This is a genomic window from Ruegeria sp. BG11 (assembly GCF_056538565.1).
This window is the reverse complement of sequence record NZ_JBQFTH010000013.1, coordinates 33542-59060: the sequence shown is the minus strand read 5'-3', so window position 1 is coordinate 59060 and position 25519 is coordinate 33542. Positions and strand designations below refer to the sequence as shown.

Sequence of the window (25519 nt, the reverse complement as noted above, 5' to 3'; positions counted from 1 at the left end):
AAAATACGAGTAGAGCGGCACTGAAATTGACGGGTTAGACAAACGGGAACTATTGGGTGAGTGATTCTGCTCCCACTATTGTTACGATGAATGGGATTCTGATCAGTTTGTGCGGAAAAACATGCATGCGCACGGATTCTCCTTGTGCAAACTAGTTTTGCCTTGTTTCATGTTCCAGCTTTTGCTGCGCAATAATCTCGTTCCGTTCCGCCTTTTGATGATCCGTCATGCAGCGCTCGACGAAATCCAAATGCAGTTCCACCGCCAAACGCGCTTCGGCAGGGTTGCGCGCCTGTAAGGCGGCGTTAATCGCTCGGTGTTGGTCGAGGATGGCTTCGCGGGTTGCGCGTTGCTGGAACATCATTTGGCGATTGTAGAACACGCCCTGACGTAGCAGGTCATACATTGACCTCATCATATGCAGCATGATCACATTGTGGCTGGCCTCGATGATGGCCATGTGGAAATCCGCGTCCAGTTGCGCCTCATCTTGGGTGGCGTTGCGGTCATGGGCGGCCTCCATCCGGTCAAAGATCGCCTGAACGACCTTCAGATCACTGGTCGATCCCAGACGCGCGGCACGCTCGGCCGCCAGCCCCTCGAGGTCGCGGCGGAAAGAGAGGTAGTCGAACACTGCCTCTTCATGGCTGCCAAACAATCGGATTAGTGCTGGCGAAAAAGCGGATCCTAGCACTTCGGCCACGTAGATTCCTGACCCGGCTTTTGCGGTCAGCAGGCCCTGCTCCTGCAATTCGGCGATGGCGTCGCGCAGGGACGGGCGTGAAACACCCATCCGCTCGGCCAGTTCTCGTTCTGACGGCAATCTCTCGCCGGGGCGTAGGATGCCACGCAGGATCAGCAGTTCGATCTGCCGAACCACAGCAATCGAAAGCTTCTCGGTCTGAATTTTCTGAAAGGGCATAGGGTCGTCCGAAATTGGTCAAAACATATGACCACAGGGCGCGTGCGGGTTCAAGAACTGGGCTTCACATCGTGTGAAACATTAGGTCAGCATTATTGACTTTACTTAGTGTCTGCATAGGCTGCGCGCATTGAGATCGGAGGAGCCCAATGAGTACACATCCGCTATTCGCCACTCGGACGCAGAACATGAAGGCATCCGAGATCAGGGAGTTGCTGAAACTCCTGGATCAGCCGGATATCATCTCATTCGCCGGTGGTATCCCCGATCCTGCCCTGTTTCCGGCGGACGCGTTTGCGCAGGCCTTTCAGACGGCCCTTGGTCCGGACCGGCAAGCACAAGCGCTGCAATATTCGGTGAGCGAAGGATACGCGCCGCTGCGCGAATGGTTGGTCGACCATATGGCCTCGATCGGGGTCGCGTGTGACATGAACAACATCCTGATCACTTCGGGCTCACAGCAGGCGCTGGACTATTTGGGCAAGCTGTTCTTGTCTCCGGGCGATACCGCCTTGGTTGGCTGGCCGACCTATCTGGGTGCAATCTCCGCGTTCAATGCCTATGAGCCGCGTTTCGACCGGCTCAGCATTCCTAGCAATCAAGGGGCCGAGGAATACCAAAAAGCCGCCGGCGAGGGACGGGTCAAATTCGCGTATCTCTCGCCGGACTTTTTCAATCCCACGGGTGAAACTGTCGATCTGCGTGGGCGCGAGGCGCTGCTGGATCTGGCTGAGGATCTGGACTGCGCGGTCATCGAAGATGGGGCCTATCAGGCGCTGCGCTATGACGGTGCGCCAATCCCTCCGATTCTGGCGCTGGAGCAAGCGCGGAAGGGGTCGATTGAGGCCTGTCGGACGATCTATTGCGGTAGTTTCTCGAAGACCCTGTCGCCGGGGTTGCGGGTTGGTTGGGTTGTGGCGGCCAAACCTATCATCTCGCAGCTGGTTCTGATGAAGCAGGCGGCGGATCTCCATTCAGCCACGATCAACCAGATGGCTGTGCATCAGGTGGCGCAGGCCTGTTTCGAAAGCCATATCCCGAAGGTCCGGCAGACCTATCGCGCGCGCCGCGATACCATGCTGACGGCATTGCAAGCGCATATGCCCGAGGGTGTCTCCTGGACCAAACCCGAGGGGGGGATGTTCGTGTGGCTGACGCTGCCCGCCGGGACCAGCGGTGCTGCGCTTTTGGCCCGGGCTCTGGATACGGTCAAAGTGGCCTTTGTGCCCGGTCAGGCGTTTTTCCCGGATGGCAGTGGTGAAAATACCCTTCGGCTGAGTTTCTCAAACTCCGATGAGGACACCATCCGCCAGGGCATTCGGCGCCTTGGGCAGGTCCTTCGTGCTGGCGGTCAGTAAGGCTTCGTTAACCATATCACCTTTAGAACGGCAGCATGATACGTCTGCTTCCTATCCTGCTGCTGGCTGCCTGTTCGGGTGGCTCGCCTCACTTCCGTGATATGCCTGCAACGCGGGTTGCGGTGAATGGTAGTGTCTTTGACGTGCGTGTGCGCGGCCCATTGGCCGAGGCGGTGCGGGTGAACTCTCAATACGCGCCGCGCCTGGGGCCGGTTCGCGACCGGGCGGCACTGGCTATGGCGCAGGTCTCGGGCTGTCCGTTGATGGATGTGTTGGGCGATGCGGCGGTGACGGTGGGTGTGTTGGAGTGTGATCAGGAGCTGGGGGAAAAGCTGATCTTTGGTGCGCTGCTTTTGCGGCCCTATGAATGCGTCAACTACGGCTATTCCGGGGAATCCGGTTATCAGGTCTTCGAGTGCACGCCCTATTAGCGCGCGTCGCGTTGCGCGTGAAACTGCCAAGATGTTGTGGATAACTCGGGTCCATTGCCCATATCCTGCGCATATCCGTTGACTCGGCCCCAATCCGTTGCGCAGACTTCCCTGTATTAGGAATCATGGGACAGGCCGCCTTTGCGCTTTAGCAAACTCAAACTGACCGGCTTCAAAAGCTTTGTTGACCCGACCGATCTGATCATTGCGGACGGGTTGACCGGTGTGGTGGGTCCCAATGGCTGCGGCAAATCCAACCTACTTGAGGCTCTACGCTGGGTGATGGGCGAAAACCGCCCCAAATCCATGCGCGGCGGCGCCATGGAGGATGTGATTTTCGCCGGGGCGGCCACGCGACCTGCGCGCAACTTTGCCGAAGTGGTCCTGACCATGGACAACTCGGAACGTCTGGCGCCTTCGGGTTTCAATGACAGCGACCAGTTGGAGATCATCCGCCGCATCACCCGCGATGTCGGCAGCGCCTATAAGACCAATGGCAAGGACGTGCGCGCCCGCGATGTACAAATGCTGTTCGCGGATGCTTCGACCGGGGCGCACTCGCCAGCGCTGGTCGGGCAGAACCGTATCGCCGAGCTGATCAACGCCAAACCCCGTGCCCGCCGTCGCATTCTGGAAGAGGCTGCCGGGATCTCGGGCCTCTATCAGCGACGGCATGAGGCCGAGTTGAAGCTGAAAGGCACCGAGGCCAACCTGACCCGTGTCGATGACGTGCTGGAACAGTTGGGCGGTCAACTTGCGCAATTGGCGCGTCAGGCGCGTCAGGCGGCCCGCTACCGCGAGATCGGGGAACAGCTGCGGCAGGCCGAGGGGATGCTGCTCTATCGGCGCTGGAAAGAGGCCGATATCGCCCGCCAGGTTGCTGAAGACAAGCTGCGCGACCGGATCACTGAAGCCTCACGCGCGGAGGCCGCCGCCCGCGAAGCCGCTGCCAAACGCGCCGAGATCGAAGAAACCTTGCCGCCCCTGCGCGAGGAGGAGGCCATCGCCGCCGCCGTTCTGCAACGCCAGCAGGTGCAGCGCGATCAGCTTTCGGATCAGGAAACCCGCGCGCGCCAGACCATTGAAACGCTGACCAACCGCATTCAGCAACTCGGGCACGATATCGAACGCGAAACGGGCCTGAACCGCGATGCTGGCGAAATGATCGAGCGCCTTGAATGGGAAGCCCGCGAGCTGATCAAAGCCGCGGAAGGTCATGACGAGAAAGTCGCCGAGGCCGCCGAGGTGGCGCGCGAAGCGGCCTCCATCCTTCAGGAACGCGAAGACCACCTGTCTCAACAGACCGAGGATATGGCCCGCCTGGTCGCGCGCCACCAGTCGGCGCAGCGCTTGGTTGAGGACAGCCGCAAGACCTTAGCCCGGTCTGAGGGCGAAGAGGAAAAGGCACGGCTGGCGGTGGACGAAGCCAAGTCTGCCCTTATGCGGGCGGATGACGCTTTTGAAGCGGCGCAAGAGGGTGAAGAAGAGGCCCGGGAAGCCGCCGAAGCAGCCGAGGAAGCGCTGGCTGCCGCAGATGAGATGCGGACCGAGACGCAGGCGCGCGAGGCTGAGGCACGGGCCCAACGGTCCGAGGCTGAGGGTGAGTTGGGGGCCATCCGGGCCGAAACCACCGCGCTCGCCAAACTGGTCGAACGGGACACCGCCGAAGGCGGGCAGGTGCTGGACCTTCTGCGCGTCGCGCCGGGCTTTGAAAAAGCGCTGGGGGCGGCTTTGGCTGACGACCTGCGCGCGCCGTTGGTTGAGGGCGACGGGCCATCGGGTTGGGTTCAGGTCGCGGGGTATGACTCAGATCAGCCTCTGCCAGAAGGGGCCGAACCTTTGGCGCTGCATGTCTCGGGACCGGATCGCCTCAGCCGCCGGATAGCGCAGATCGGCTTGGTGGATGCTGAGCTTGGCGCACAGTTGCAGACGTCATTGAAGCCGGGTCAGCGGCTGGTGTCGCGCTCGGGTGATCTGTGGCGCTGGGACGGATTCCGCGCCTGGGCCGAAGATGCCCCCAGCGCTGCCGCCCTGCGATTGGAGCAGCTGAACAAGCTGGAAGCCTTGAAACAGGAACTCGCCCGCACCGAGGCGCAGGCCGAAGGCGCCCGCGCCGCGCATGAGGCCCTGTCGCAGCAATTGGCCGATGTCACCGAAGCTGACCGTCGCGCGCGTGAGGCACGCCGCGCTGCCGATCAGCGCATGGCCGAAACCGCCCGCGCCTTGTCGCGCGCCGAAGCGGATCGCAATCTGGCGCAGGGTAAGCTGGAAACTCTGACCCTGTCTGTGGATCGCCACAAAGACGACGCCATGTCTGCCCGCGCGCAACTGCGTGAAGCCGAAGCGGCGCTGGCCGAACTGGGCGACCTCGACAGTGCCCGTGCGCAGGTTGAAGACATCAAGCAAACGGTCGAGGCCGCGCGGATCACCATGCTGACACACCGCTCGACCCATGATGAACTGCGCCGCGAGGGTGAGGCTCGGACACGTCGCAGCCAGGAGGTGACGAAAGACCTCAGCGGGTGGAAGCACCGGTTGGAGACCGCCGAAAAGCGGGTTTCCGAACTGGCCGACCGCAAGGAGGGGTCCGAGGAGGAACTCTCCGAGGCCATGGCCGCCCCCGCAGAAATCGCCGAAGCGCGGGAAGAGCTGAACGAGTTGATCGAAGCCGCCGAAGCCCGCCGGGCCGAGGCCGCCGACAAGCTGGCTCAGGCGGAAACCCAGCAGCGAGAAGTGGTTCTGGCCGAGCGCGAAGCCGAACGTCTGGCCTCGGAGGCGCGCGAAACCCGTGCGGCGGCCGAGGCGCGCTGTGATGCGGCTAAGGAAAGCGTAACCGCGGCGGCGGAACGGATTGCCGAGGATCAGCAGCTGACCCCGAACCAGCTACTGAACCAGTTGGACGTGAACCCGGATCAGATGCCCGCCGCCGACGCGCTTGAGGCAGAGGTCAACCGCCACAAACGTCAACGTGACGCGATGGGCGCGGTCAACCTGCGGGCAGAAGAAGACAGCAAGGAAGTACAGGAAGAGTTCGATACTCTGAACGGTGAAAAGGCCGATCTGGAAGAGGCCATCAAAGCTCTGCGCAGCGGCATCGCCAGTCTCAACCGTGAAGGGCGTGAGCGACTGCTGACCGCGTTTGAACAGGTGAATTCGAACTTCGCCATGCTGTTCAAGCACCTGTTTGGCGGCGGCGAGGCCAATCTGGTCATGGTGGAAAGCGATGACCCGCTGGATGCCGGGCTTGAGATCATGTGCCAGCCGCCGGGCAAGAAGCTCTCGACCCTCAGCCTATTGTCGGGCGGTGAGCAGACTCTGACCGCGACCGCGCTGATCTTTGGCGTCTTCCTCGCAAATCCGGCCCCCATCTGCGTGCTGGATGAGGTCGATGCGCCGCTGGACGACGCCAACGTCACCCGGTTCTGCGACCTGCTGGACGAGATGTGCCGCCAGACCGACACACGGTTCCTGATTATCACCCACCACGCGGTGACCATGGCTCGGATGGATCGGCTGTTCGGCGTCACGATGCAGGAACAGGGCGTCAGCCAACTGGTCTCGGTCGATTTGAAAAAAGCCGAGCAGATGGTCGCCTGACCCCCTCACTGCAACGTTATACCTGTTTCACGCCGCTTCGGGCTAGGGTGGCCGCATGATACGTTTTCTATTGCTCGCCCTGCTATCCGCCAGCCCGCTTTCTGCCGCCGAATGGGCCTTAAAGCCCGGAGACGTGCCTTTGACCTTTGAAGAGCTGAACGGCTTGGCTGGCCGGACTTTGACCTTTTTTGACGACGGTCAGTCCAAATACTCGGCCGGAGGGGCCTATTCCTACACCTACGCCAGCGGAGAATCCGCCTTTGGCACCTATTCCATTGCCGAGGATGGCAGCGTTTGTATCGCCTATCGCAACGGGTTCAGCCGGTGCGATCTCTATGTGCGCAGTGGCGATCGGTTGATTCTGATCGATCAAAAGGGCGATCGGTATCCAGTTAGATCCGAAGCGCAATAGCTGTCTGCGCTACTCACGCGCGATCAGACAATCGGAATCCTCAACTCCTGACCGGGGAAAATCACATTCGGGTCGCTGATAAAATGCGCGTTCGCCCTTTGGATCACCGACACCTGCCCGGCATTGCCGTATTGCGATACAGAGATCGCGGTCAGACTATCTCCGGGCGCGACGGTATAATTCCGATACCCGACATATCCCGGCAGAATGCGGGGGCCGTAAAAGACCGGGACGTGGACGGTTGGAATCCCGCCCTCACCACCGGCGCTGTCATCCTTGACCGTCAGGATCAGACGGTCGAGTTGGAAATTCGGATTGTCAGGGACATCCAGCGTGGCTTGGAACTGGCGAAGCGCAATAGCCCCAGCCGTCGCGGCTCCATTGAATTCCACATGACCTTCGGTGACCGAGATGGAGAGGTGTCCTTCAAAGCCAACGGCGTTGCCGGCGATCATGATTGTCTGGCCGACGATGTCGAAGGGTTGGGGCTGAAGTATCTCAATATTCATCAATGAACTCCTTCGCAATGGATAAGGAAATCATACCCCGAACAGGCTTTGGGACAAAATCGGACCGGTGGAAAACGGCCCATCACGCGCCCCGGCTGACGTTCTGGTCAGCCGACAGGGTGCGATCGTGCTAAAGTCTGTTCAGTAGGTCAGCCGTAGGCCAGGCGTCCGCAGGCAGGCCCAAACGCGCCTGCTCTGCCTGTACTGCGGCCCGAGTGCCCGCCCCCAGAATGCCGTCAATCTTGCCTACGTCATAGCCACGTGCTTGCAGTTTGCTCTGTAATTGCTTCATTTGTGCGCCGTTCAGGCCTGCTGCGGGATTGCCCGCGTCGTAGATCTGTGCGCCCTCTAGCCTTGTTCCGAAATAGGCGGCTGTGAGGACGTAGGTAAAGCTTTGGTTCCATTCGAAATAGACGTCGAAATTCGGATAGGCCAGAAAAGCCGGCCCTTTGTGCCCCTGCGGCAGGATCAGCGAGGCAGGCAGGTTGGCCAACGAGCCGCTGCGGGCCTGAACACCCATCGCTTGCCAGTCAGAGACGGAACGCGGTTTGCCCGGCCCAGACAGAGACCAATCCATTTGCGCGGGCACCGTGACCTCTTGCAGCCAGGGTTGGCCCGGTTGCCAACCCAGATGGGATAGCATCTTACCCCCCGACATCAGCGCATCCGGGGCCGAGGTTTTCAGCGAGACCTTGCCGTCCCCATCCCCATCCACGCCGTTTTCCAGTATGTCGTGGGGCAGCATCTGAACCATGCCGATTTCTCCGGCCCAGGCGCCAGTAGTGCGGGCGGGGTCGAAATTTCCCTGACTGTACAGCTCAATGGCAGCGAAGATCTGGGGGCGGAACAGCTCGGGGCGGCGGCAGTCGTGGGCCAGCGTGACCAGAGCATTGCGGGTGTTGAAATCGCCCTGAAACGCGCCGTAGTCGGTTTCGAACGCCCAGAAGGCCAGCAGGACCCCGCGTGAGATACCATATTCGCGCTCGATCCGGTCGAAGACCGCGTCGTATTTCTGCGACATGGCCTTGCCCCGGTCGATCCGGTTCTGCGAGATCAGACGGCGCGAAAAGTCGATGAAGGGTTTCTGGAACACGCCCTGCGCACGGTCAGCTCTCAGAACGGCGTTGTCCTGCTGGACGCCCTTGAAGAAGGCGTCGACAGTCGGCTTGTCGAACCCTTGCTGAACGGCCTCGGCCTTCAGCCCTTTGACGAACGAATTGAACCCTCCGCCACATTGCGCGAAAGCAGGTGAGGTCATTAGGGCGGCGGCGAAAAGGCCGGACAGAAAGCGCATGGGGCGTCCTTTAGAAGATCACGTTGATCCCAACCCACACTGAGACGAGGCCAAGCGCAAGCCCCCAGACACGCCAGAGCATGTCGCATGCGCGGAAAACCTCTTCCGCGCCGATCTGACGGCGCGCATCGCCATTGACCCAGGCCAGGTCGCGCAACTGTCCGTCATAGCTGCGCGGCCCGGCCAGTGCGACGTCCAGCGCGCGGGCCATGGCGGCCTCAGGCCAGCCTGCATTGGGCGAGATATGGCGACGGGCATCCTGCAGGATATCCCTCCAACGCGCCCATTGACCTGACAGCGCCACGATCATCAAGCAGGTCAGGCGCGCAGGGATCAGGTTCAGCAGGTCGTCGAACCGGGCCGAGGCCCATCCAAAGTCGCGGTGTTTCTCGGTGCGGTAGCCGATCATGCTGTCAGCGGTATTCACGGCCTTGTAGACCAGCAACCCTGGCAGGCCCGCCACCAGAAACCAGAAAGCGGGCGCGATAGCGCCGTCGCTGAGGTTCTCTGCCGCGCTTTCGATCGCGGACCGGGCGACCTGTTCCTCGGTCATGTCGCTTGTGTCGCGTGAGACGATCATGGCCACCTGCGCCCGCCCGTCAGCAAGCGAGGCGTGTAGCCCTTCGCCGACGGCGCGGACATGGGTCACAAGCGACTTCTGCGCCAACAGGATCGCACAGACCAGAATCTCAACAACTCCGCCAAGCTGCGCCAGCACCCAGCCGACACCATAGGCCGCAATGACCAGTAGGAGCAGTGTGCAAACGCCCTTGGCACGCCGCGCTGTGCCGTGGTTCAGCCGCTTGTCCAGCCATCCAATGGCATTGCCGATCACCACCGCAGGGTGCCGGATGCGGGACCAGAGCCAGTCCGGCTCGCCCAACGCCGCGTCCAGACACATCGCGCAGACCAACAGAAAGGGTATGCTCACAGCGCGGCCTCCAGCCGATCCCACCCGTGTGCAGGAGGGAGGCCAAGGCGCAGATAGCTTTGCGAATAGGGGAAGATGCGGCTCCAGATATGTGCCTGCGCCAAACGGTCTTGCCAGAGGGCCGCATCCTCGACTTCGTAGAGGCGGAACAGGCTTGTGCCTCCGACCAGCCGCGCGCGTTTATCAATAACCATGGCGTCCAGCCGGGTGGTCTCGGCTTTCAGACGCATGCGGGTCTCGTTGGCCCAATCCGTGTCCTGCAGAGCTTGTGTTCCGACCCGCAAAGCAGGACCCGAGACAGCCCAAGGGCCGGTCAGGTCGTTCAGTCTGGCAATCAGGTCCGATGCACCGATGGCAAAGCCCAGCCGCATCCCGGCCAACCCCCAGAACTTACCAAAGCTTTTCAGAACGATCACGCCGGGCTGTCCGGCCAGATGGATCAACGAGGCACCGGGCATCACGTCGCAAAAGCTTTCGTCAATGATGGTCAAAGGCGCGGTGGCGTCGTTGGCTCGCCACACCCGGCCATCCGGGTTGTTCGGGTGTACGATTACGCGCGCATCAGCAGGGCCGGTTTCCTGCACCGACCAGCCTTGAGCCCGAAAGGCGGCGGCGTGTTCGTTATAGGTGGGCATCGTGATCAGCACCCGGCCTTGCGCCGCCAGTGCGGGAATGCGCGCGATTAGAGCCGAAGCTCCGGGCGCGGGCAGGATTGCCGCCTGCGCCGGGACATTCCAGAATTGGCGGGCGGCTATTCTGAGCCGCTCGAACGCCCCATGATCGGGCAGTTCGGTCCAATCCGAGGGGTGCAGCCCTGCGATCGGGTAGGGATGCGGGTTGATGCCGGTGGACAGGTCGATCCAATCGCTGCGCGCGCCGCCATATTGCGCGATGGCCCCATCCAGACCGCCACCATGGTCGCGTTTCGCACGAGGATTCAATTCGCTATCGTTCATCCCACCGCATGTCCCAAATGACGTATTCGCTCCGCTTCAAGCGGATTTTCGCCGTTTTGACAAGCAAATCCGCGTGATCAGACCCGCTAGCAGGCAGAGTTAACACTTTGTTAAGGAAATGACGTGATCACGGGACTTGGGGGTCGGCACCACTCACCACACCAAGTGCCGAGGTTGTAGTATGAAAGTTTTGATTGTTGAGAGTAACCCCGATCTGGGTCGGGTCTGGAAGAGGCATCTTGAACGACAAGGTGCCGAGGTGACGCTTGTGGCCGGGCAAGAGGCCGCGATACTGGCGCTCTATGGCTCGGAGTTCGAGATTATCGTGCTGGATCTGGTCCTGGAAACCGGCAGCGCGCTGGCCGTGGCCGATTTCGCCAGCTACCGTCGCCCCGAGGCGCGGGTGATTTTTGTCACCAACACCACCTTCTTCTCGGACGGGTCGATCTTTGCCCACAGTCCCAATGCCTGCGCCTATGTGCAAAGCGGCACTCCGCCCGAGGATCTGGCGGCGATGGTTGAGCACTACGCAGCGGGGCGCTGATCCCGTCCATGCGGTTCAAGATAGTCAAGCGTCGGGTTCACCGGAATGATCCGGTGCGGATTGATGCTGTCGTGACTGTAGTGATAGTGCCGCACGATATGGTTCATGTTCACGGTCTGCGCGACGCCCGGCCATTGATATAGCTCACGTGTATAGGCCCAGAGGTTGGGGTAGTCGATCAGCCGGTGTTTGTTGCACTTGAAGTGCAGGTGATAGACCGGATCGAACCGGATCAGAGTGGTGAACAGCCGCCAATCGGCCTCGGTCACGCGGTCGCCCATCAGGTAGCGGTTCCGGGCCAGGCGGTCCTCGAGCCAGTCCAACGTGTCGAACAGGGGATGGATGGCCGCGTCATAGGCCTGCTGTGAGGTGGCAAAACCGGATTTGTAGACACCATTATTGACGTCTGAGTAGATCCGCGCGTTGACCTCTTCGATCTCATCCCGCATTGCCTCGGGCCAGTAGTCATCGCGGTTGCCCGTGATCTCGTTGAAGGCCGAGTTGAACATGCGGATGATTTCAGAGCTTTCGTTCGAGACAATCGTCTCCTGCTGTTTGTCCCACAGGATCGGTACCGTAACCCGGCCGGAATAGGTGGGGTCGGCCTTGGTGTAGATCTGATGGGCATAGTCCAGGCCGTAAAGCTCATCTCCGGTCGCGCCGTGATCATCGGCTTCAAAACTCCAGCCCTTGTCCAACATGTCTGGATGCAGCACCGAGACTGAGATCAGATCGGTCAGCCCCTTGAGTTCCCGAAAGATCAGTGTCCGATGGGCCCAAGGACAGGCGTGACTGACATAGAGGTGATAGCGCCCCGGTTCGGCCTTGAAGCCACCTTTGCCGGACGCGCCAGCGCTGCCATCAGCCGTCAGCCAATTGCGAAACTGAGCGGCGCTGCGCTTGAACGCGCCGCCGGTGGATTTGGTGTCATACCAGGTGTCATGCCAGGTTCCGTCGACCAACAGGCCCATATCGCGTCCTCCGTATCTGCGTTTCGGCAAAGATAGGGCGCAGAACCCGGCCTTCCTACGACAGCCGGCGCGCATGCAGCCTGCACCTGCGCACATCACCAGCCTGAGATGTGAGCGCAACATTTGCGTGCGCCGTGATGTTATGTGGTCTGCTTCACTGGATTTTTACAGTTTTGCCCTCACAATAAGAGATATCGAAGGGGGAAATTTGATGAGTACCTATGTTTCCAAGGAAATGAGCGCTGAGTTGGAGGCCGCGCGAATCGCCAGTTTGAAAAAGACCAGCCGTTTGCGGGTGGAAATGGGCGACAATTACTTCAAAATTCTTAGATTGTGGAGGAATGGCTTTACAGTCGAGGCCGAAACCACGCCGCGTCTGCGTGGGCTGGTCGATATCCATGACGGTGCGAACCATTTGTATCAATGCCTGATCGTCGCGGATGAGGAAGAGGCAGGCGAAATGCGTTATGAGTTCAAGCGCAACACGGCGGCTTCCGACAAGGCGCCGCTGGATTTCTACCGCGCACCGGATGCTCCCATTGCCCTGCTGGGGTACGAGGACTAAAGCGTTTTGCATTTTGCCTGAGGCTAGACCATCGAAATGCGTGTGCGACCGTCGGGAATGTCCGCGTGTTTCGATTCAAACCAAACGCAAAGCGACCTAGGGTCGAATTTCAACGGTCGTTCCGGTCGGAGTCAGGCTCCAAAGCTGGGCCATCTCGTCATTGGACAAAGCGATGCAGCCCAGCGTCCAGTCTCCGGGCAGGGTGAGGCCGACAACGCCATTTGGTTGCCCGTGAATGAAGATATCTCCGCCGGGGTCTATGCCCTGTTGCTGGGCGCGGGCGATGTCATCGGGTTGAGGGTAGTCGATCCCAAGTGAAAGGTGGAACGCACTGTTCGGATTGCGGCGGTCGATGGTGAAAACTCCAACAGGCGTCTTACCGTCGCCTTCCTGCTCCTTATCTCCTTCCGGCGCGAAGCCCAGTGCGATCTCGCTCTGCAGTACGATGGCGCCGTCCAACGTTGCGGTCAGGCGACGGGCAGATTTTTCGATCAGAATGTGGTCGATCTGCGCAGCGTCAGGCGCCATGGCAGGCGCGGGAGGGCGCGGCCCGTATCTCTGCCAACCGATCCAGCCAAGGGCCGCGATCAGAAAGACCAGCGTGATCCGGGCCAGCAGGCGCATCCGCTACTGCAGATCCCCGAACGCCTGTTTCAGCCGCGCGCAGGCCTCTTCGACGCGGGCGTGTTGGGTGGCAAGGTTGAAGCGTTCGAAAGTCTCGCCGCCCGCGCCAAATCCGGGGCCTGATGAGGTCGCGATCCGCGCGTCCTGACGCAGACGTCGAACAAACTCATCATGGCTCATCCCAGTGCCTGAGAAATCGACCCAGGCCAGATAGGTTGCCTGTAGGGGCATCGACCAAAGGCCCGGAATCTCGGCGATCGTGGCGTCAAACAACTGGCGGTTTCCATCCAGATGCGCGACCTGAGCATCCACCCATTCCGCCCCTTCGGGCGTGTAGGCGGCGGTGATCATGGCCACGCCCAGGGCGCTTGGTTCATAGTCCAGCGTATCCAGCCGGTAGCGCATCGCTGCACGCAGCTTAGGGTCGGGGATAATCATGTTGCCGGTGCGCTGTCCCGCAATATTGAAGGTCTTCGACGCTGCCGTAAGTGTCACGGTCCAAGGCCGTGCCTCAGGTGCTGCGACATCCATCGGGACGAACTTCGCCCCGGGGTAAACCAGATCATGATGGATCTCATCCGAGACCAGAATCAGCCCGTTGCGCCCGGCGAATTCAGCCACCGAGCGCAGCTCCTCAGTCGTCCATACCCGGCCCGACGGGTTTTGCGGCGAACACCACAGCAGCAGCTTTTCCGACCCGTCCAAGCGCGATTGCGCGTCGTCCAGATCAATCGCGTAGCTGTCGCCCTCGCGCACCAGCGGGCATTCGACCACGCGGCGTCCGGATTTGTTCACTTTATGGGCAAACTCATGGTAAACGGGCGTGAAGATCACAGCGCCATCGCCCGGTTCGCTCCAGACATCCAGACAGAGGGCGATTGCATTGCCCAAACCCTGCGAGGTCAGCACCCAATCGGTGTCGATTTGCCAGTCATGGCGGGTTTGCATCCACCACTGAACCGAAGCCAGATATTCAGGATGTTTCCACGAATAGCCAAAGACCCCATGTTCAGCTGAACGGCGCACCGCATCAATCACGCAAGGCGCGGTTTGATAGTCGGAATCGGCCGTCCACATCGCCAGCCCATCATCGGGGGATACGCCGTAGAGTTGCTCCATCTTGTCCCATTTTGAACTGTGGGTGCCGCGGCGGTCGGTTGGGGTATTGAAAGTCATGTCTGCTCCATCTGTCGAGGCGAAAGCTAACTACAAATCGGGCGGGTGCAAGGGGGGCGTTGCGGCGACGGGCGGGATGCCCTAAATCAGCCTCATGAAACGCACTATTCTGATCCATCCCGATCCTCGCCTGAAAAAGGTCTGCGCCCCGGTTGCCGATCTGACAGATGATCTGCGCAAGCTGGCCGATGACATGCTTGAGACCATGTATGATGCGCCCGGCATTGGTCTGGCCGCGCCGCAGATCGGAGTGCTGGATCGCCTGATCGTTCTCGATTGCATCAAGGAAGAAGGCGAGGCCCCCCGTCCGCTGGTCATGTTCAACCCCGAGATCATCGCCTCGTCGGATGAGACCAATGTCTACGAGGAAGGCTGCCTGTCGATCCCGGATCAATATGCCGAGGTCACGCGGCCTAAAACCGTCGACGTGACCTGGATGGACCAGAACGGCAACGCGCAGCAGGAAAGTTTTGATGGGCTCTGGGCCACCTGCGTGCAGCATGAGATCGACCACTTGGATGGCAAGCTTTTCATCGACTACCTCAAGCCTCTGAAACGGCAGATGATCACGCGCAAGATGCAAAAGCTCAAGCGCGAGAAGGCCCGCACATGACCGTCCGAGCCTGCCTGCCATGGCCGGACAAACGCTTGCGGACTAAGGCCGAGGATGTGCCTGAGATCACCGATGAGATCCGCGCCATCTGGGACGATATGATCGACACGATGGAGGCGATGCCTGGTGTAGGCTTGGCCGCGCCTCAGATCGGGGTGATGCTGCGTTTGGCGGTCGTTGATGGCTCGGCCGAGCGGGGCCGGGTGGTACGGCTGGCGAACCCGGAAATCCTGCATAGCTCGATCGAGTTGCGCGAACATGATGAGGCCAGCCCGAACCTGCCCGGCGTATCGGCCAAGGTAAAGCGCCCTCGGGCCGTGACGGTCAAATTCCTGAACGAACAGGGCATCATTGACCGCCGCGATTTCGTGGGGATCGAGGCCACCAGCGTGCAGCACCAGATCGACCATCTGAACGGCCGGATGTATTTCGACCGCCTCAGCAAGGTCAAACGCGACATGCTGCTGCGCAAAGCCAAGAAACAGGGGTAGGTCGGGCTTCAGACCGGCACCCGGAAACCGTACCGGAGCGGAAGATGCGACTAATTTTCATGGGCACGCCCGATTTTTCGGTCCCGGTATTGGACGCTCTGGTCGATGTGGGGCATGAGATCGCCGCCGTCTATTGCCAGCCACCGCGCCCCGCTGGCCGGGGCAAGAAAGACCGCCCGACGCCTGTCCATGCGCGGGCCGAGGCGTTGGGGCTAGAGGTCCGCCACCCGGTCTCGTTGAAATCGCCTGAGGAACAGGACGCGTTCGCTGCATTAAACGCGGATGTGGCGGTGGTTGTGGCCTATGGCCTGCTTCTGCCGCAAGCCATTCTGGATGCGCCCGCACAGGGTTGTCTGAACATCCATGCGAGCCTTTTGCCGCGCTGGCGCGGGGCCGCGCCGATCCATCGGGCGATCATGTCTGGCGACGCGGAAACCGGCATCTGCATCATGCAGATGGAGGCGGGTTTGGACACCGGCCCCGTTCTGATGCGTGAAGCCACGCCGATCGAGGCCGAGGAGACCACCGCGCAGCTACACGACCGGCTCTCAACTATCGGGGCTGCGTTGATCACTGACGCGCTGACTCAGCTGCCTGATCTCACCCCCCAGCCTCAACCCGAAGAGGGCGTTACCTACGCCTCAAAGATCGACAAATCCGAGGCGCGGATCGACTGGACCCGTCCCGCAGTTGAGGTCGACCGCCAGATCCGGGGCCTGTCGCCCTTTCCCGGCGCGTGGACCGAGATGGAGGGCGCGCGCCTCAAGCTGCTTGCCTCGCGCGTGGCCGAGGGGCAGGGCGCTCCGGGAAAGGTCCTGACACCCGAATTGCATGTCGCCTGCGGGCAGGGCGCGGTTGAACTGTTGCGCTTGCAACGGGCAGGCAAAGGCGCGCAGGATAGGGAAAGTTTTCTGCGGGGTTGGCCCATACCGGTCGGCACCCGCCTGACTTCGGAGTAGAGACAGATGTTCATGGTCCTGATGGGCACCGTCGTGATTGCCGGGATTGTCGGCTATCTGTCTGAGAAGACGGAATTCACTCATAACGGTTATCTTCAATCCATCATCATCTGCGTCGGCGGAGCGTTCCTGTTCTACTTCGTCCGCATCATGTTTGGCATCAGCTTTGGCCCGCCTGGGTTGGACGCGGTTCTATCCTCAATCGGTGCGCTGATCATCGTGCCGACCCATTGGAGGCGATGACATGCCTGTCGTCGCCCTGATCGTGATCGGAGCCGCCGCAGGGTTCCTCGCCACCCGACTGATGCGGATCGAGGCTGACATCCCCACCACCATGCTGATCGGTATCGTTGGCGCTCTGGTCGGTGGGTTCATGTTGCGTCTGCTGATCACCGTTTCCGGCTGGTTGTCCGGTTTTGTAGGGGCCGTGCTGGGCGCGTTGCTGGTGATCTGGATCTGGCAGAGCTTAAAGCGCCGTTAAGGCTTGACCTTTCCCTTGGGTCGCCGCCAGATCAAGCCGAGTTTTAAAGCAGGTGACCCATGTCTTATGATCTGAACGCTGGTGATGTTGCCCTGATGGGCGTTCCACTGGACTTGCATTCCTCATTTCTGCAGGGTCCGGCCTTCGCGCCCGGTCGCATTCGCGAGGCGTTGCATTCCGGTGCGGCCAACTTGACGGCCGAGGATGGCACCGATTTGGGGGCCACGGATCGGTTCAAGGATACCGGTGATTTGGATGTGTTCGAAATGCGCGGGCAAGAGCCGATCGACCGGATCGAGGCCGGTGCTGCCGCACGGATCGAAACCGGTGCGCGGCTGTTGTCTCTGGGCGGTGATCACTCGGTCGCGTTCCCGCTGATCAAGGCCCATGCCGAGCGGTATGAGGGGCTGAACATCCTGCATATCGACTCGCATCCCGACCTGTATGACACACAGGATATCGGGCCTCTGGGTCATGGCTGCCCTTTCGCGCGGGTGATGGAGACCGGCAAGGTCAAACGTCTGGTGCAGGTCGGCATCCGCACCATGAACAAGCACCAACAGGAGCAGGCGGACAAATTCGGGGTCGAAGTGATCGACATGCGCAATTGGCGTCCCGATCTGGAGATCAGCTTTGACGGACCGGTCTACCTGTCTCTGGACCTCGACGCGCTGGACCCGGCCTTTGCGCCGGGTGTGTCACATCACGAACCCGGCGGGCTCAGCACGCGCGAGGTGATCGACCTGATCCATCGCTTCGAAGGGCAGCTGATCGGCGCGGATATTGTCGAGCTGAACCCGCATCGCGACCCTTACGGTATGACCGCGATGGTGGCTGCGAAATTCGTCAAAGAGATCGGCGCGCGGCTGCTGTCGCGCTGAGTTCAGCGCGTGTCGCAGGTCGCAGTTGACCCCAGCCGCGCCACGCGCGTGGTGGCCATGTCGTAGCTGTTGGCCTCGGCGGCTGTCATCCAGTGCATTTCGTCCTCCGAGGCGACTTCTAGTGTGTACCAATAGAAATCCTCGGACACGCCGATATCGTCATAATAGTCCAGATACCGGTCGTGTTCGGGGTCGTCCTCGGGCAGTTCGGTGGCAATGATGCCCCCTCCGCCCCAGCTATGAATGCCGACGCAGGCGCCCGGCTGCAAGGTGCGCCTGTTGCCCGCCAAAAAAAGGTCTGTCCCACCCGAGGCGACCATGCCGTCGGACGGCACGACAGTGTCAAAGCCACGGTTGCGTACCTCGCGCGAGAAGATCACGTTGGCATCGTCATCCACCGATCCTTCGATGTTTTGCAGGACAAGCGTTTTGATCTGCGGGTTGTCGGCGGCCACCACTCGAAAGGCACCAAGGGTGGTGTGATCGATGGCTCCGGTGACAACGATCTGATCGCCCTGGGCCACGAATTGCGTTGGACTGTAGGGTTCCGCGCAAGCGGCAAGGCAAATCGCACTGGCGGCGAGTAAAGACAGGGCAGGTTTCACAAGCGGGCCTTCGGTTTGTTTAGGCGGTACACGCCCTACTGGCGTGGCGGTCGGGCTTTGTAGACAGGAAGCCTCCAACCGAAGATAAGCGATCCGGCGCGCAAGGCCCAGCAGATCGCGGCACATAGCGCCAGCGCAGGCAGGCCCTCGAGCCCAAGGCGTGTTGCGACCACTGCCGTCAAGGCACCGGCAAACGCGCAAGAGACGTAAAGCTCACCCTGTTTCAGCACCAGGGGGACCTCATTGCAGACCACATCGCGCATCAACCCGCCCAGACATCCGGTGGTGACGCCCATCAGCACCACGATGGTGCCGGATTGATCTAGCGAAAGTGCTGCTCCGGTTCCCGCAGCAACGGCAATGGATAAAGCGAAACTGTCCAGCCAGATCAGCCAGCTATAGCGGCTTTCGACCAGATGCGCGGTGAAGAACACCAGAACAGCGGCCCCGACAGCGATCAGGATGTAGTCCGGCTGGCCGACCCAGAAGACGGGATGGCGATCCAGCAGCAGGTCGCGCACGGTGCCGCCTCCGACCGCAGTCAGGCAGGCGATGAACGCAAAGCCCACCAGATCAAGCTGCGCCCGGCTGGCCACCAGTGCCCCAGTCAGCGCGAAGACCAGAACCGAGGCATAGTCCAGCAGGGCAAGCGCGCTCACTCCTGCGCCTTTGCGGGTTTGAAGGGGGCCATGCCCGCACGGGCCAGTTCATCCGCTTTTTCGTTTTCGGGATGGCCCGCATGGCCCTTGACCCATTCCCATGTCACGTCATGACGACCCTGCGCCTCGTCCAACCGCTGCCACAGGTCGACATTCTTAACGGGTTTCTTATTAGAGGTTTTCCAACCGTTCCGCTTCCACCCGAAAATCCATCCCGTTACGCCGTTTTTCACATAGGCGCTGTCGGTCACAACGGTGATTTTGGACGCGCGCTCCAGCGCCTCTAGTGCGCTGATGGCGGCCAGCAGCTCCATGCGATTGTTGGTGGTCTCGGCCTCACCGCCCTTGAGTTCCCGTTCTTTCAGGACCGAGTCCCCCTGCATCGCGCGCAGCAACACGCCCCAGCCACCGGGACCGGGATTGCCGGAACAGGCCCCATCGGTATAGGCAAAAAGCTCAGGCATGGGCGGCAAGCCCGATCCAGTCCGAGACCGAGCCATCCAGCCCGGTTCCGCTGCCAAGTCGTCGTGCGGTGACGGTAAAGCCCGCCTTTTGAAGATAGGTTTTCAAGTCTTCCTCGGAATAATAGCTGTAGAAGCGCCCCAAACGATCCGGCCCTTCACCCTGTCCCAGCTTCATGGCGATATAGAAGACGCCCTTGGGTTTCAACGCCCGGTGAATGGCGGCCAAATGGTTTGGGAAATCCGCGCGCTTGGCGTGCAGAAGGCTGAAATTGGCCCAGATTCCGTCATAGACATCCTCGTCGTTTAAGTCGGAGAACGCCGCCTGGCGGGCGGAAACGCCAGGGTGGGCCGAGGCCAGCCGGACCATCTCGGCCGAGGCATCCATGGCCTCAACCTGTAGCCCCGACTTCGCCATGATCACTGATGAGGCACCGGGACCGCAGCCCAGATCCAACACCTTTCCGCCCGTTGGTACCGCCTGAATGAAACGGGTCAGTTGTGGGTCCTCGGTGTTCGCTTCATCAGTCAGATCGGCATAGCGCGCGGCCTGTTCGTCATAGACTGAGATCGTCTCACGATCGCTCATAGATACACTCCGACTGCAAGGCACAGCAGGACGATGGCTGTCAGCAGGATACGCAATCGCATCCACCAGCGCGGCGCGAGGCCCCAATACCAAAACAGGGCGTCTAGAACCAAAAGCCCGGCAAAGCCGATCATCAGATTGGTGCCGGCGCTGATTGGCCCGCCGCCTGTCATGAAGAAGGCCCAAAGGGCGGGAAGGACCGATAGAGTATAGCCCACAGTCGCCTTGGTGCCCGAGGTCTTGGTGGCAAAGCCCCACAAGACACCGGACATGAAACTCAGGATAACCGAGCCATAGAACAGCTGGATGTAAGGCCCTACGAAACGAGAGCCCAGCTCGCGCATGCCCAGATCGTGCAGATCCGAGTTCAGATAAGTCAGCGCCCCCCAAATGAACGGGATCAGCCCCGCCAACCCCAGATAGAGCGCGGATTTGGGGACGCCGTTCATGCCGGTTGCCTCAACACGCGGGGGACTTTGAATTCTACGTTTTCGACGGCGATTTCCACGAGGTCGACGGTTACGTCGTAGTGATCGCTGAACGCGTCGATGACCTCATTTACCAGTACCTCAGGGGCTGAGGCCCCAGCGGTGATGGCAATGCTCGAAATTCCCTCAAGCGCGCGCCAGTCAATATCGGAGGCACGTTGCACCAATTGCGCATAGTTGCATCCAGCGCGCGAGGCGACCTCGACCAATCGCCGTGAGTTGGACGAGTTCGGAGCGCCCACCACCAGCAGCGCATCCGCTTTCGGCGCTACGGCTTTCACGGCCTCTTGCCGGTTGGTTGTGGCGTAGCAGATGTCTTCCTTATGCGGGCCGACGATCTTGGGGAACCGCTCTTCAAGCGCCGCGATGATATCTTTGGTGTCATCGACCGACAGGGTGGTCTGGGTGACAAAGGCCAGCTGATCCGGGTCGCGAACCCGAACCGTGGCGACATCTTCGACGGTTTCGACCAGTAACACCTCGCCTTCGGGCAGCTGTCCCATGGTACCGATGGTCTCGGGGTGGCCTTTGTGGCCGATCATGATCATCTGCAGGCCATTGTCCGAATGGCGCTGCGCCTCGACATGGACTTTCGAGACCAAAGGGCAGGTGGCATCGACATAGATCATATCACGCCGGGCAGCGGTGGCAGGTACGGATTTGGGGACCCCATGAGCTGAGAAGATCACCGGGCGATCATCAGGGCATTCATCAAGTTCCTCGACAAACACGGCCCCTTTGGCGCGCAGCCCGTCGACCACGAATTTGTTGTGGACGATCTCGTGCCGGACATAGACCGGCGCGCCCCATTTCTGCAGCGCCATCTCGACGATCTTGATGGCACGGTCTACGCCCGCGCAGAACCCGCGCGGTGCGGCCAGGTACAAAGTCAATGGCGGCTTGGTCATGTCGCTGTCTCCTTGCGCCACAGGTAGGTCTTTTCACGGCCTTGGTCCAGACAGGGCGGCGTCATTGATCTGACATGAATCACTGATAGCCGTTGGGTGTTTCAGTACCAAACCTTAGTTAAAGAAGCGCGGCCAGGGTTTCATACCCTGACCGCGCTAATCTCATCCCCAATTGTGACGCCGTGGGCTAGTGCCCGCCGGCGGCAGCAACACTACGTGGTTCGGTCGGCATTTCCCTAGGCGGGCGGCCGATCACGTCGCGCAGGTCTTCCAGTTCGATGAAGTTGTCGGCCTGGCGGCGCAGCTCGTCCGAGATCATCGGCGGCTGGCTGCGGATCGTCGACACGACCGAAACACGTACGCCCTGACGTTGCAGGCTGGCAATTAGCGGGCGGAAATCCCCATCGCCCGAGAACAGCACAATGTGATCAACGCGTGGCGCCAGTTCCATAGCATCGACGGTGAGTTCGATATCCATGTTACCCTTGACCTTCCGACGCCCCATGCTGTCGGTGTATTCCTTGGCCGGTTTGGTCACCATGGTGAAGCCATTGTAGTGCAGCCAGTCAACCAGTGGTCGGATCGGAGAGTACTCGTCATTCTCCAGCAGCGCTGTGTAGTAGAAAGCACGCAGAAGCTTACCGCGGCGCATGAATTCCTGCCGCAGAAGCTTGTAGTCGATGTCGAAGCCAAGTGCTTTTGCGGCGGCATAAAGATTCGAGCCGTCGATGAACAGCGCTAGCCGTTCGTCTTTATAAAACATAAATAGGTCCTTCCGGTATAATCCAGCCCGCTGCGCGTTTAAGAGTGAGTGGTGTAAAATTAAGCGTGCTGATGGGCCTATAATTAGGGCTTTTAATGCGCATCGCAAGTATGCATTTGGCCGAATATGGGGGTATTAATGGGCAAAACCACGTCAAATGCAGTTGTTGCGATGGGCGCAAATCTCAATCTGAGCGGACTAGGGCCCAAGGTGACACTTCGCAACGCAATAATAGCGCTTGCGGACCGTGGTGCGGTGATTCGCGCCGAAAGCCGGTTTTTTGCAACCCCCTGTTTCCCTCCGGGTGCGGGCCCCGACTACGTCAATGCAGCCCTTTTGATCGAGACTGACCTTCCACCGACGCAGCTGTTGGAGGTCCTGCACGATGTTGAACATGAGTTCGGTCGTGAACGGGTTCAGCGCTGGGGAATGCGGACGTTGGACCTGGATCTAGTGACCTACGAGGATCAGTTACTGCCCGATCCTGCCACCTTCGATCGCTGGCTGACCCTGCCAGCGGATGCGCAGCGTCAAAAGGCGCCAGAGCAGCTGATTTTGCCGCATCCCCGCCTGCAGGACCGGGCGTTTGTGCTTGTGCCCATGGCCGACGTGGCCCCGGACTGGAACCATCCGGTTCTGGGTCAGACCGTCCAGCAGATGCTCGAGGCGCTGCCAGCGGAAGACATCGCCGCGGTCACACCTTTGTAGATTGGTGGATTTGCGCTATTTCCTGCTTGTCAAGGCGTTCAATCGGTCTTAGATACAACGCTTCCTGATATGGACTCAGCAACGGAGTAGCGTTCCATGGCCCGCGTGACGGTTGAAGACTGCGTAGACAAGGTTCCCAACCGGTTTGAACTGGTGATGCTTGCCGCCCATCGTGCGCGTGAGATTTCCGCCGGTGGACCGATCACTGTGGACCGTGACAACGACAAAAACCCTGTTGTCTCGCTGCGTGAAATCGCGGACGAAACCCAGAGCGCAGACGAGCTGCGCGAGCGTCTGATCGAGGCCAACCAGACCCAGATCGAGGTTGATGAGCCGGAAGAAGATCAGATGGCTCTGCTGATGGGTGCCGAATCGGACAAGCCTGCCGAAGATGACATGTCGGAAGAAAAACTCCTGCGCGCTCTGATGGAGGCTCAAGGGCAGGGGTAAGCCCTCAAAACGAAGGTGCGGACCGGATGATTTCTGCTGACGACCTGATTGCGCTGGTCCGCAATTATAACCCAAAGACAAACGCTGAACGCATCGCCAAGGCCTATGAATTCGGCCATCAGATGCATGAAGGGCAGTTCCGTCATTCCGGCGAGCCCTATTTTACCCATCCCGTTGCCGTTGCCGCCATCCTGACCGAACAGCGTTTGGATGATGCGACCATTATCACGGCGCTTTTGCACGACACGATCGAAGACACCAAAGCCAGCTATGGCAAAGTAGCAGAGTTGTTCGGGGATGAAGTCGCCAAACTGGTCGACGGCGTCACCAAACTGACCAACCTGCAACTCTCAAGCCGCGAAACCAAACAGGCTGAGAATTTCCGCAAGCTGTTCATGGCCATGTCCAAGGACCTGCGGGTGATCTTGGTCAAGCTGGCCGACCGGCTGCACAACATGCGCACCATCAAGGCGATGCGCCCCGAAAAGCAGATCGTCAAAGCACGCGAGACGATGGATATCTACGCGCCGCTTGCGGGTCGGATGGGGATGCAGTGGATGCGCGAGGAACTCGAAGACCTCGCCTTCCGTGTGCTGAACCCCGAGGGACGTCAGTCGATCATCCGCCGCTTCATCACCCTGCAGCGCGAAACCGGAGACGTGATTCACCGGATCACCGGCGATATGCGCCATGAGCTGGAAAAAGCGGGCATAGAGGCCGAAGTTTTTGGTCGTGCCAAGAAACCCTATTCGATCTGGCGCAAGATGCAGGAAAAGGATCAGGGCTTCTCGCGCCTGTCCGATATCTACGGGTTCCGGATCATCACCGAAACCGAGGAAGACTGCTACCGCACCCTCGGTGCGATTCACCAGCGCTGGCGCGCGGTGCCCGGCAGGTTTAAGGACTATATTTCTCAGCCGAAATCGAACGGCTACCGCTCGATCCACACCACTGTTTCGGGTCGTGACGGCAAACGGGTCGAAGTTCAGATCCGTACTCGTCAGATGCATGATGTGGCAGAAACCGGTGTGGCCGCGCATTGGTCATATCGCGACGGTGTCCGGACCGAGAACCCGTTTGCGGTCGACCCGGCCAAGTGGATCTCGAACCTGACCGAGCAATTCGACAATGAGGAAGATCACGAAGACTTCCTCGAAGCCGTCAAGCTTGAGATGTACTCGGACCAGGTGTTCTGCTTCACGCCGAAAGGCGATGTCGTGAAACTACCGCGCGGGGCGACGCCGATTGATTTTGCCTACGCCATCCACACCCGTATCGGCCACGCCTGTGTCGGAGCAAAAGTCGATGCGATCCGCGTGCCGCTCTGGACCCGGCTGAAGAACGGGCAGTCGGTCGACATCATCACCGCTGATGGCCAGACCCCTCAGGTCACTTGGCTTGAGATCGCTGTCACCGGTAAGGCCCGCACCGCGATCCGCCGCGCCCTGCGCGAGGTTGACCGCGAACGGTTCATCAAGCTTGGCAAAGAGCTTGCGCGTTCCGGGTTCGAACATGTCGGCCGCAAATCCACAGATAAAGCGCTGGATACAGCCGCCAAACACCTGCGTCTGAAAGACCGGCATGAGTTGCTCGCGCGTTTGGGCAGTGCCGAACTGACAGCCCATGACGTGGTCAGCGCCGTTTATCCGGAACTGACACAGGATGACGGCGATGCGATCCCGCTGCGGCGCGCCGTGATCGGTCTTGAGCCAGGTCAGAAATTCGACCGCGCCCCCTGCTGTCAGCCCCTGCCGGGCGAGCGGATTGTCGGCATCACGCATCGGGGCAAGGGCGTCGAGGTTCACGCCATCGACTGCAACCGCCTGGGCGCATACGAGAATGAACCCGAGCGTTGGGTCGATCTTCACTGGCATTCCGGCACCCACCCGGCGGTCTATGGCGCGACACTTGACCTCACCATCGGCAACGATGCGGGCGTACTGGGACGTATTTGCACATTGATCGGCGAGAAAAAGGCCAATATCTCAAACCTTGAGTTCGTCGACCGCAAACCGGATTTTTACCGACTGCTGATCAATGTCGAACTGAGAGACCTTGAACAATTGCATTCGCTGATGCTGATGCTCGAGGCAGAAAGTGATGTGGCCGCTGTCGAACGGTACCGAGAGCGTGAAAATGCCGCCCTGCCGGCTGGTTGAGATGAGGTGATCAG

General features: G+C 60.3%; 30 protein-coding genes. 15 read left to right on the top strand and 15 right to left on the bottom strand.

The features are described 5' to 3' along the window. Window positions 1-151: 151 nt before the first annotated feature. The gene (locus ACR0JF_RS19335; RefSeq protein WP_170662486.1) at window positions 152-922 is read right to left on the bottom strand and encodes an FCD domain-containing protein; all 771 of its coding nucleotides are present in this window, start codon (window positions 920-922) and stop codon (window positions 152-154) included. A gap of 149 nt (window positions 923-1071) precedes the next feature. Here ACR0JF_RS19335 and ACR0JF_RS19330 point away from each other — a divergent pair, with 149 nt between their 5' ends. The 4 genes from ACR0JF_RS19330 to ACR0JF_RS19315 all read left to right on the top strand — a co-directional run bounded on the left by ACR0JF_RS19330 (window position 1072) and on the right by ACR0JF_RS19315 (window position 6720). Next, window positions 1072-2280, top strand: coding sequence for an aminotransferase-like domain-containing protein (locus tag ACR0JF_RS19330; protein ID WP_170662488.1), 1209 nt, complete (start codon window positions 1072-1074; stop codon window positions 2278-2280). Window positions 2281-2315: 35 nt separating this feature from the next. After that, window positions 2316-2711: a hypothetical protein gene (locus ACR0JF_RS19325; RefSeq protein ID WP_170662490.1), complete on the top strand. Its 396-nt coding sequence runs from the start codon at window positions 2316-2318 to the stop codon at window positions 2709-2711. Between the two features lie 141 nt (window positions 2712-2852). Continuing rightward, complete coding sequence (locus ACR0JF_RS19320) at window positions 2853-6308, top strand: AAA family ATPase (protein WP_170662492.1); 3456 nt, start codon at window positions 2853-2855, stop codon at window positions 6306-6308. 55 nt (window positions 6309-6363) lie between these two features. Then, a complete protein-coding gene (locus ACR0JF_RS19315; protein ID WP_170662494.1) occupies window positions 6364-6720 on the top strand; it encodes a hypothetical protein in 357 nt (118 codons plus the stop codon). A 23-nt stretch (window positions 6721-6743) separates the two neighbouring features. Here ACR0JF_RS19315 and ACR0JF_RS19310 read toward each other — a convergent pair whose 3' ends face one another. The 4 genes from ACR0JF_RS19310 to cobD form a co-directional block, all read right to left on the bottom strand. Further along, entirely contained in the window at window positions 6744-7229 is a 486-nt protein-coding gene (locus tag ACR0JF_RS19310; RefSeq protein WP_170662496.1) for a LysM peptidoglycan-binding domain-containing protein, read from the bottom strand. Between the two features lie 130 nt (window positions 7230-7359). Further along, window positions 7360-8523 carry a lytic murein transglycosylase gene (locus tag ACR0JF_RS19305; protein WP_170662498.1) on the bottom strand — a complete coding sequence of 388 codons (1164 nt, stop codon included), beginning with the start codon at window positions 8521-8523 and terminating at the stop codon, window positions 7360-7362. 10 nt (window positions 8524-8533) lie between these two features. After that, entirely contained in the window at window positions 8534-9454 is a 921-nt protein-coding gene (gene cbiB, locus ACR0JF_RS19300; protein WP_170662500.1) for an adenosylcobinamide-phosphate synthase CbiB, read from the bottom strand. Next, window positions 9451-10410: a threonine-phosphate decarboxylase CobD gene (gene cobD, locus ACR0JF_RS19295; RefSeq protein WP_170662502.1), complete on the bottom strand. Its 960-nt coding sequence runs from the start codon at window positions 10408-10410 to the stop codon at window positions 9451-9453. The genes cbiB and cobD overlap by 4 nt, the downstream gene beginning before the upstream one ends. A 181-nt stretch (window positions 10411-10591) precedes the next feature. On the opposite strand from cobD, the gene ACR0JF_RS19290 reads away from it, so the two are divergent. Further along, a complete protein-coding gene (locus ACR0JF_RS19290) occupies window positions 10592-10954 on the top strand; it encodes a response regulator transcription factor (protein ID WP_170556374.1) in 363 nt (120 codons plus the stop codon). Here ACR0JF_RS19290 and ACR0JF_RS19285 read toward each other — a convergent pair. Further along, window positions 10936-11925 (bottom strand): glutathione S-transferase family protein, encoded by a 990-nt coding sequence (locus ACR0JF_RS19285; RefSeq protein WP_170662504.1) that lies wholly within the window; start codon window positions 11923-11925, stop codon window positions 10936-10938. The genes ACR0JF_RS19290 and ACR0JF_RS19285 overlap by 19 nt on opposite strands. A gap of 211 nt (window positions 11926-12136) precedes the next feature. On the opposite strand from ACR0JF_RS19285, the gene ACR0JF_RS19280 reads away from it, so the two are divergent. Further along, on the top strand, window positions 12137-12490 hold the full coding sequence (locus ACR0JF_RS19280) for a hypothetical protein (RefSeq protein WP_170662506.1): 354 nt from the start codon (window positions 12137-12139) through the stop codon (window positions 12488-12490). Between the two features lie 96 nt (window positions 12491-12586). Here the strand turns inward: ACR0JF_RS19280 and ACR0JF_RS19275 are convergent, their stop codons facing one another. Both ACR0JF_RS19275 and ACR0JF_RS19270 read right to left on the bottom strand, forming a co-directional pair. Beyond that, window positions 12587-13114, bottom strand: a complete 528-nt coding sequence (locus ACR0JF_RS19275) for a L,D-transpeptidase family protein (protein ID WP_170380465.1) — start codon at window positions 13112-13114, stop codon at window positions 12587-12589. Window positions 13115-13117: 3 nt separating this feature from the next. Continuing rightward, window positions 13118-14290, bottom strand: coding sequence for a PatB family C-S lyase (locus ACR0JF_RS19270; protein WP_170662508.1), 1173 nt, complete (start codon window positions 14288-14290; stop codon window positions 13118-13120). A gap of 94 nt (window positions 14291-14384) precedes the next feature. Here ACR0JF_RS19270 and def (ACR0JF_RS19265) point away from each other — a divergent pair, with 94 nt between their 5' ends. The 6 genes from def (ACR0JF_RS19265) to speB are packed head-to-tail and all read left to right on the top strand — an operon-like array spanning window position 14385 to window position 17715. Continuing rightward, on the top strand, window positions 14385-14903 hold the full coding sequence (gene def, locus ACR0JF_RS19265; protein WP_170662510.1) for a peptide deformylase: 519 nt from the start codon (window positions 14385-14387) through the stop codon (window positions 14901-14903). Continuing rightward, window positions 14900-15394 (top strand): peptide deformylase, encoded by a 495-nt coding sequence (gene def, locus ACR0JF_RS19260; RefSeq protein ID WP_170662512.1) that lies wholly within the window; start codon window positions 14900-14902, stop codon window positions 15392-15394. Before def (ACR0JF_RS19265) ends, def (ACR0JF_RS19260) begins: the two co-directional genes overlap by 4 nt. 44 nt (window positions 15395-15438) lie before the next feature. Further along, entirely contained in the window at window positions 15439-16353 is a 915-nt protein-coding gene (fmt, locus tag ACR0JF_RS19255) for a methionyl-tRNA formyltransferase (RefSeq protein WP_170662514.1), read from the top strand. Window positions 16354-16359: 6 nt separating this feature from the next. Continuing rightward, on the top strand, window positions 16360-16596 hold the full coding sequence (locus tag ACR0JF_RS19250) for a hypothetical protein (RefSeq protein WP_170380460.1): 237 nt from the start codon (window positions 16360-16362) through the stop codon (window positions 16594-16596). 1 nt (window position 16597) lies between these two features. Then, window positions 16598-16834: a GlsB/YeaQ/YmgE family stress response membrane protein gene (locus ACR0JF_RS19245; protein ID WP_170662516.1), complete on the top strand. Its 237-nt coding sequence runs from the start codon at window positions 16598-16600 to the stop codon at window positions 16832-16834. Between the two features lie 59 nt (window positions 16835-16893). After that, on the top strand, window positions 16894-17715 hold the full coding sequence (gene speB, locus ACR0JF_RS19240; protein WP_170662517.1) for an agmatinase: 822 nt from the start codon (window positions 16894-16896) through the stop codon (window positions 17713-17715). 2 nt (window positions 17716-17717) lie between these two features. Here the strand turns inward: speB and ACR0JF_RS19235 are convergent, their stop codons facing one another. The 7 genes from ACR0JF_RS19235 to ACR0JF_RS19205 form a co-directional block, all read right to left on the bottom strand. After that, window positions 17718-18320, bottom strand: coding sequence for an alpha/beta hydrolase (locus tag ACR0JF_RS19235; protein WP_170662519.1), 603 nt, complete (start codon window positions 18318-18320; stop codon window positions 17718-17720). A gap of 35 nt (window positions 18321-18355) precedes the next feature. Next, window positions 18356-18979, bottom strand: a complete 624-nt coding sequence (locus ACR0JF_RS19230; RefSeq protein WP_170662521.1) for a trimeric intracellular cation channel family protein — start codon at window positions 18977-18979, stop codon at window positions 18356-18358. Further along, window positions 18976-19443 (bottom strand): ribonuclease HI, encoded by a 468-nt coding sequence (rnhA, locus tag ACR0JF_RS19225; protein ID WP_170380455.1) that lies wholly within the window; start codon window positions 19441-19443, stop codon window positions 18976-18978. Before rnhA ends, ACR0JF_RS19230 begins: the two co-directional genes overlap by 4 nt. Continuing rightward, window positions 19436-20029: a methyltransferase domain-containing protein gene (locus ACR0JF_RS19220; RefSeq protein WP_170662523.1), complete on the bottom strand. Its 594-nt coding sequence runs from the start codon at window positions 20027-20029 to the stop codon at window positions 19436-19438. The genes rnhA and ACR0JF_RS19220 overlap by 8 nt, the downstream gene beginning before the upstream one ends. Further along, the gene (locus ACR0JF_RS19215) at window positions 20026-20478 is read right to left on the bottom strand and encodes a DUF3429 domain-containing protein (protein WP_170662524.1); all 453 of its coding nucleotides are present in this window, start codon (window positions 20476-20478) and stop codon (window positions 20026-20028) included. The genes ACR0JF_RS19220 and ACR0JF_RS19215 overlap by 4 nt, the downstream gene beginning before the upstream one ends. Beyond that, window positions 20475-21425, bottom strand: a complete 951-nt coding sequence (gene ispH / locus ACR0JF_RS19210) for a 4-hydroxy-3-methylbut-2-enyl diphosphate reductase (protein WP_170662526.1) — start codon at window positions 21423-21425, stop codon at window positions 20475-20477. The genes ACR0JF_RS19215 and ispH overlap by 4 nt, the downstream gene beginning before the upstream one ends. Before the next feature lie 187 nt (window positions 21426-21612). After that, window positions 21613-22188: a LabA-like NYN domain-containing protein gene (locus ACR0JF_RS19205; protein WP_039541714.1), complete on the bottom strand. Its 576-nt coding sequence runs from the start codon at window positions 22186-22188 to the stop codon at window positions 21613-21615. 138 nt (window positions 22189-22326) lie between these two features. On the opposite strand from ACR0JF_RS19205, the gene folK reads away from it, so the two are divergent. The 3 genes from folK (at window position 22327) to ACR0JF_RS19190 (ending at window position 25505) form a co-directional block, all read left to right on the top strand. Further along, the gene (folK, locus tag ACR0JF_RS19200; RefSeq protein ID WP_170662528.1) at window positions 22327-22896 is read left to right on the top strand and encodes a 2-amino-4-hydroxy-6-hydroxymethyldihydropteridine diphosphokinase; all 570 of its coding nucleotides are present in this window, start codon (window positions 22327-22329) and stop codon (window positions 22894-22896) included. 96 nt (window positions 22897-22992) lie between these two features. Beyond that, window positions 22993-23346, top strand: coding sequence for a DNA-directed RNA polymerase subunit omega (gene rpoZ, locus ACR0JF_RS19195; RefSeq protein WP_170380450.1), 354 nt, complete (start codon window positions 22993-22995; stop codon window positions 23344-23346). A gap of 26 nt (window positions 23347-23372) precedes the next feature. Beyond that, window positions 23373-25505: a RelA/SpoT family protein gene (locus ACR0JF_RS19190; RefSeq protein ID WP_170662530.1), complete on the top strand. Its 2133-nt coding sequence runs from the start codon at window positions 23373-23375 to the stop codon at window positions 25503-25505. Window positions 25506-25519 lie beyond the last annotated feature (14 nt).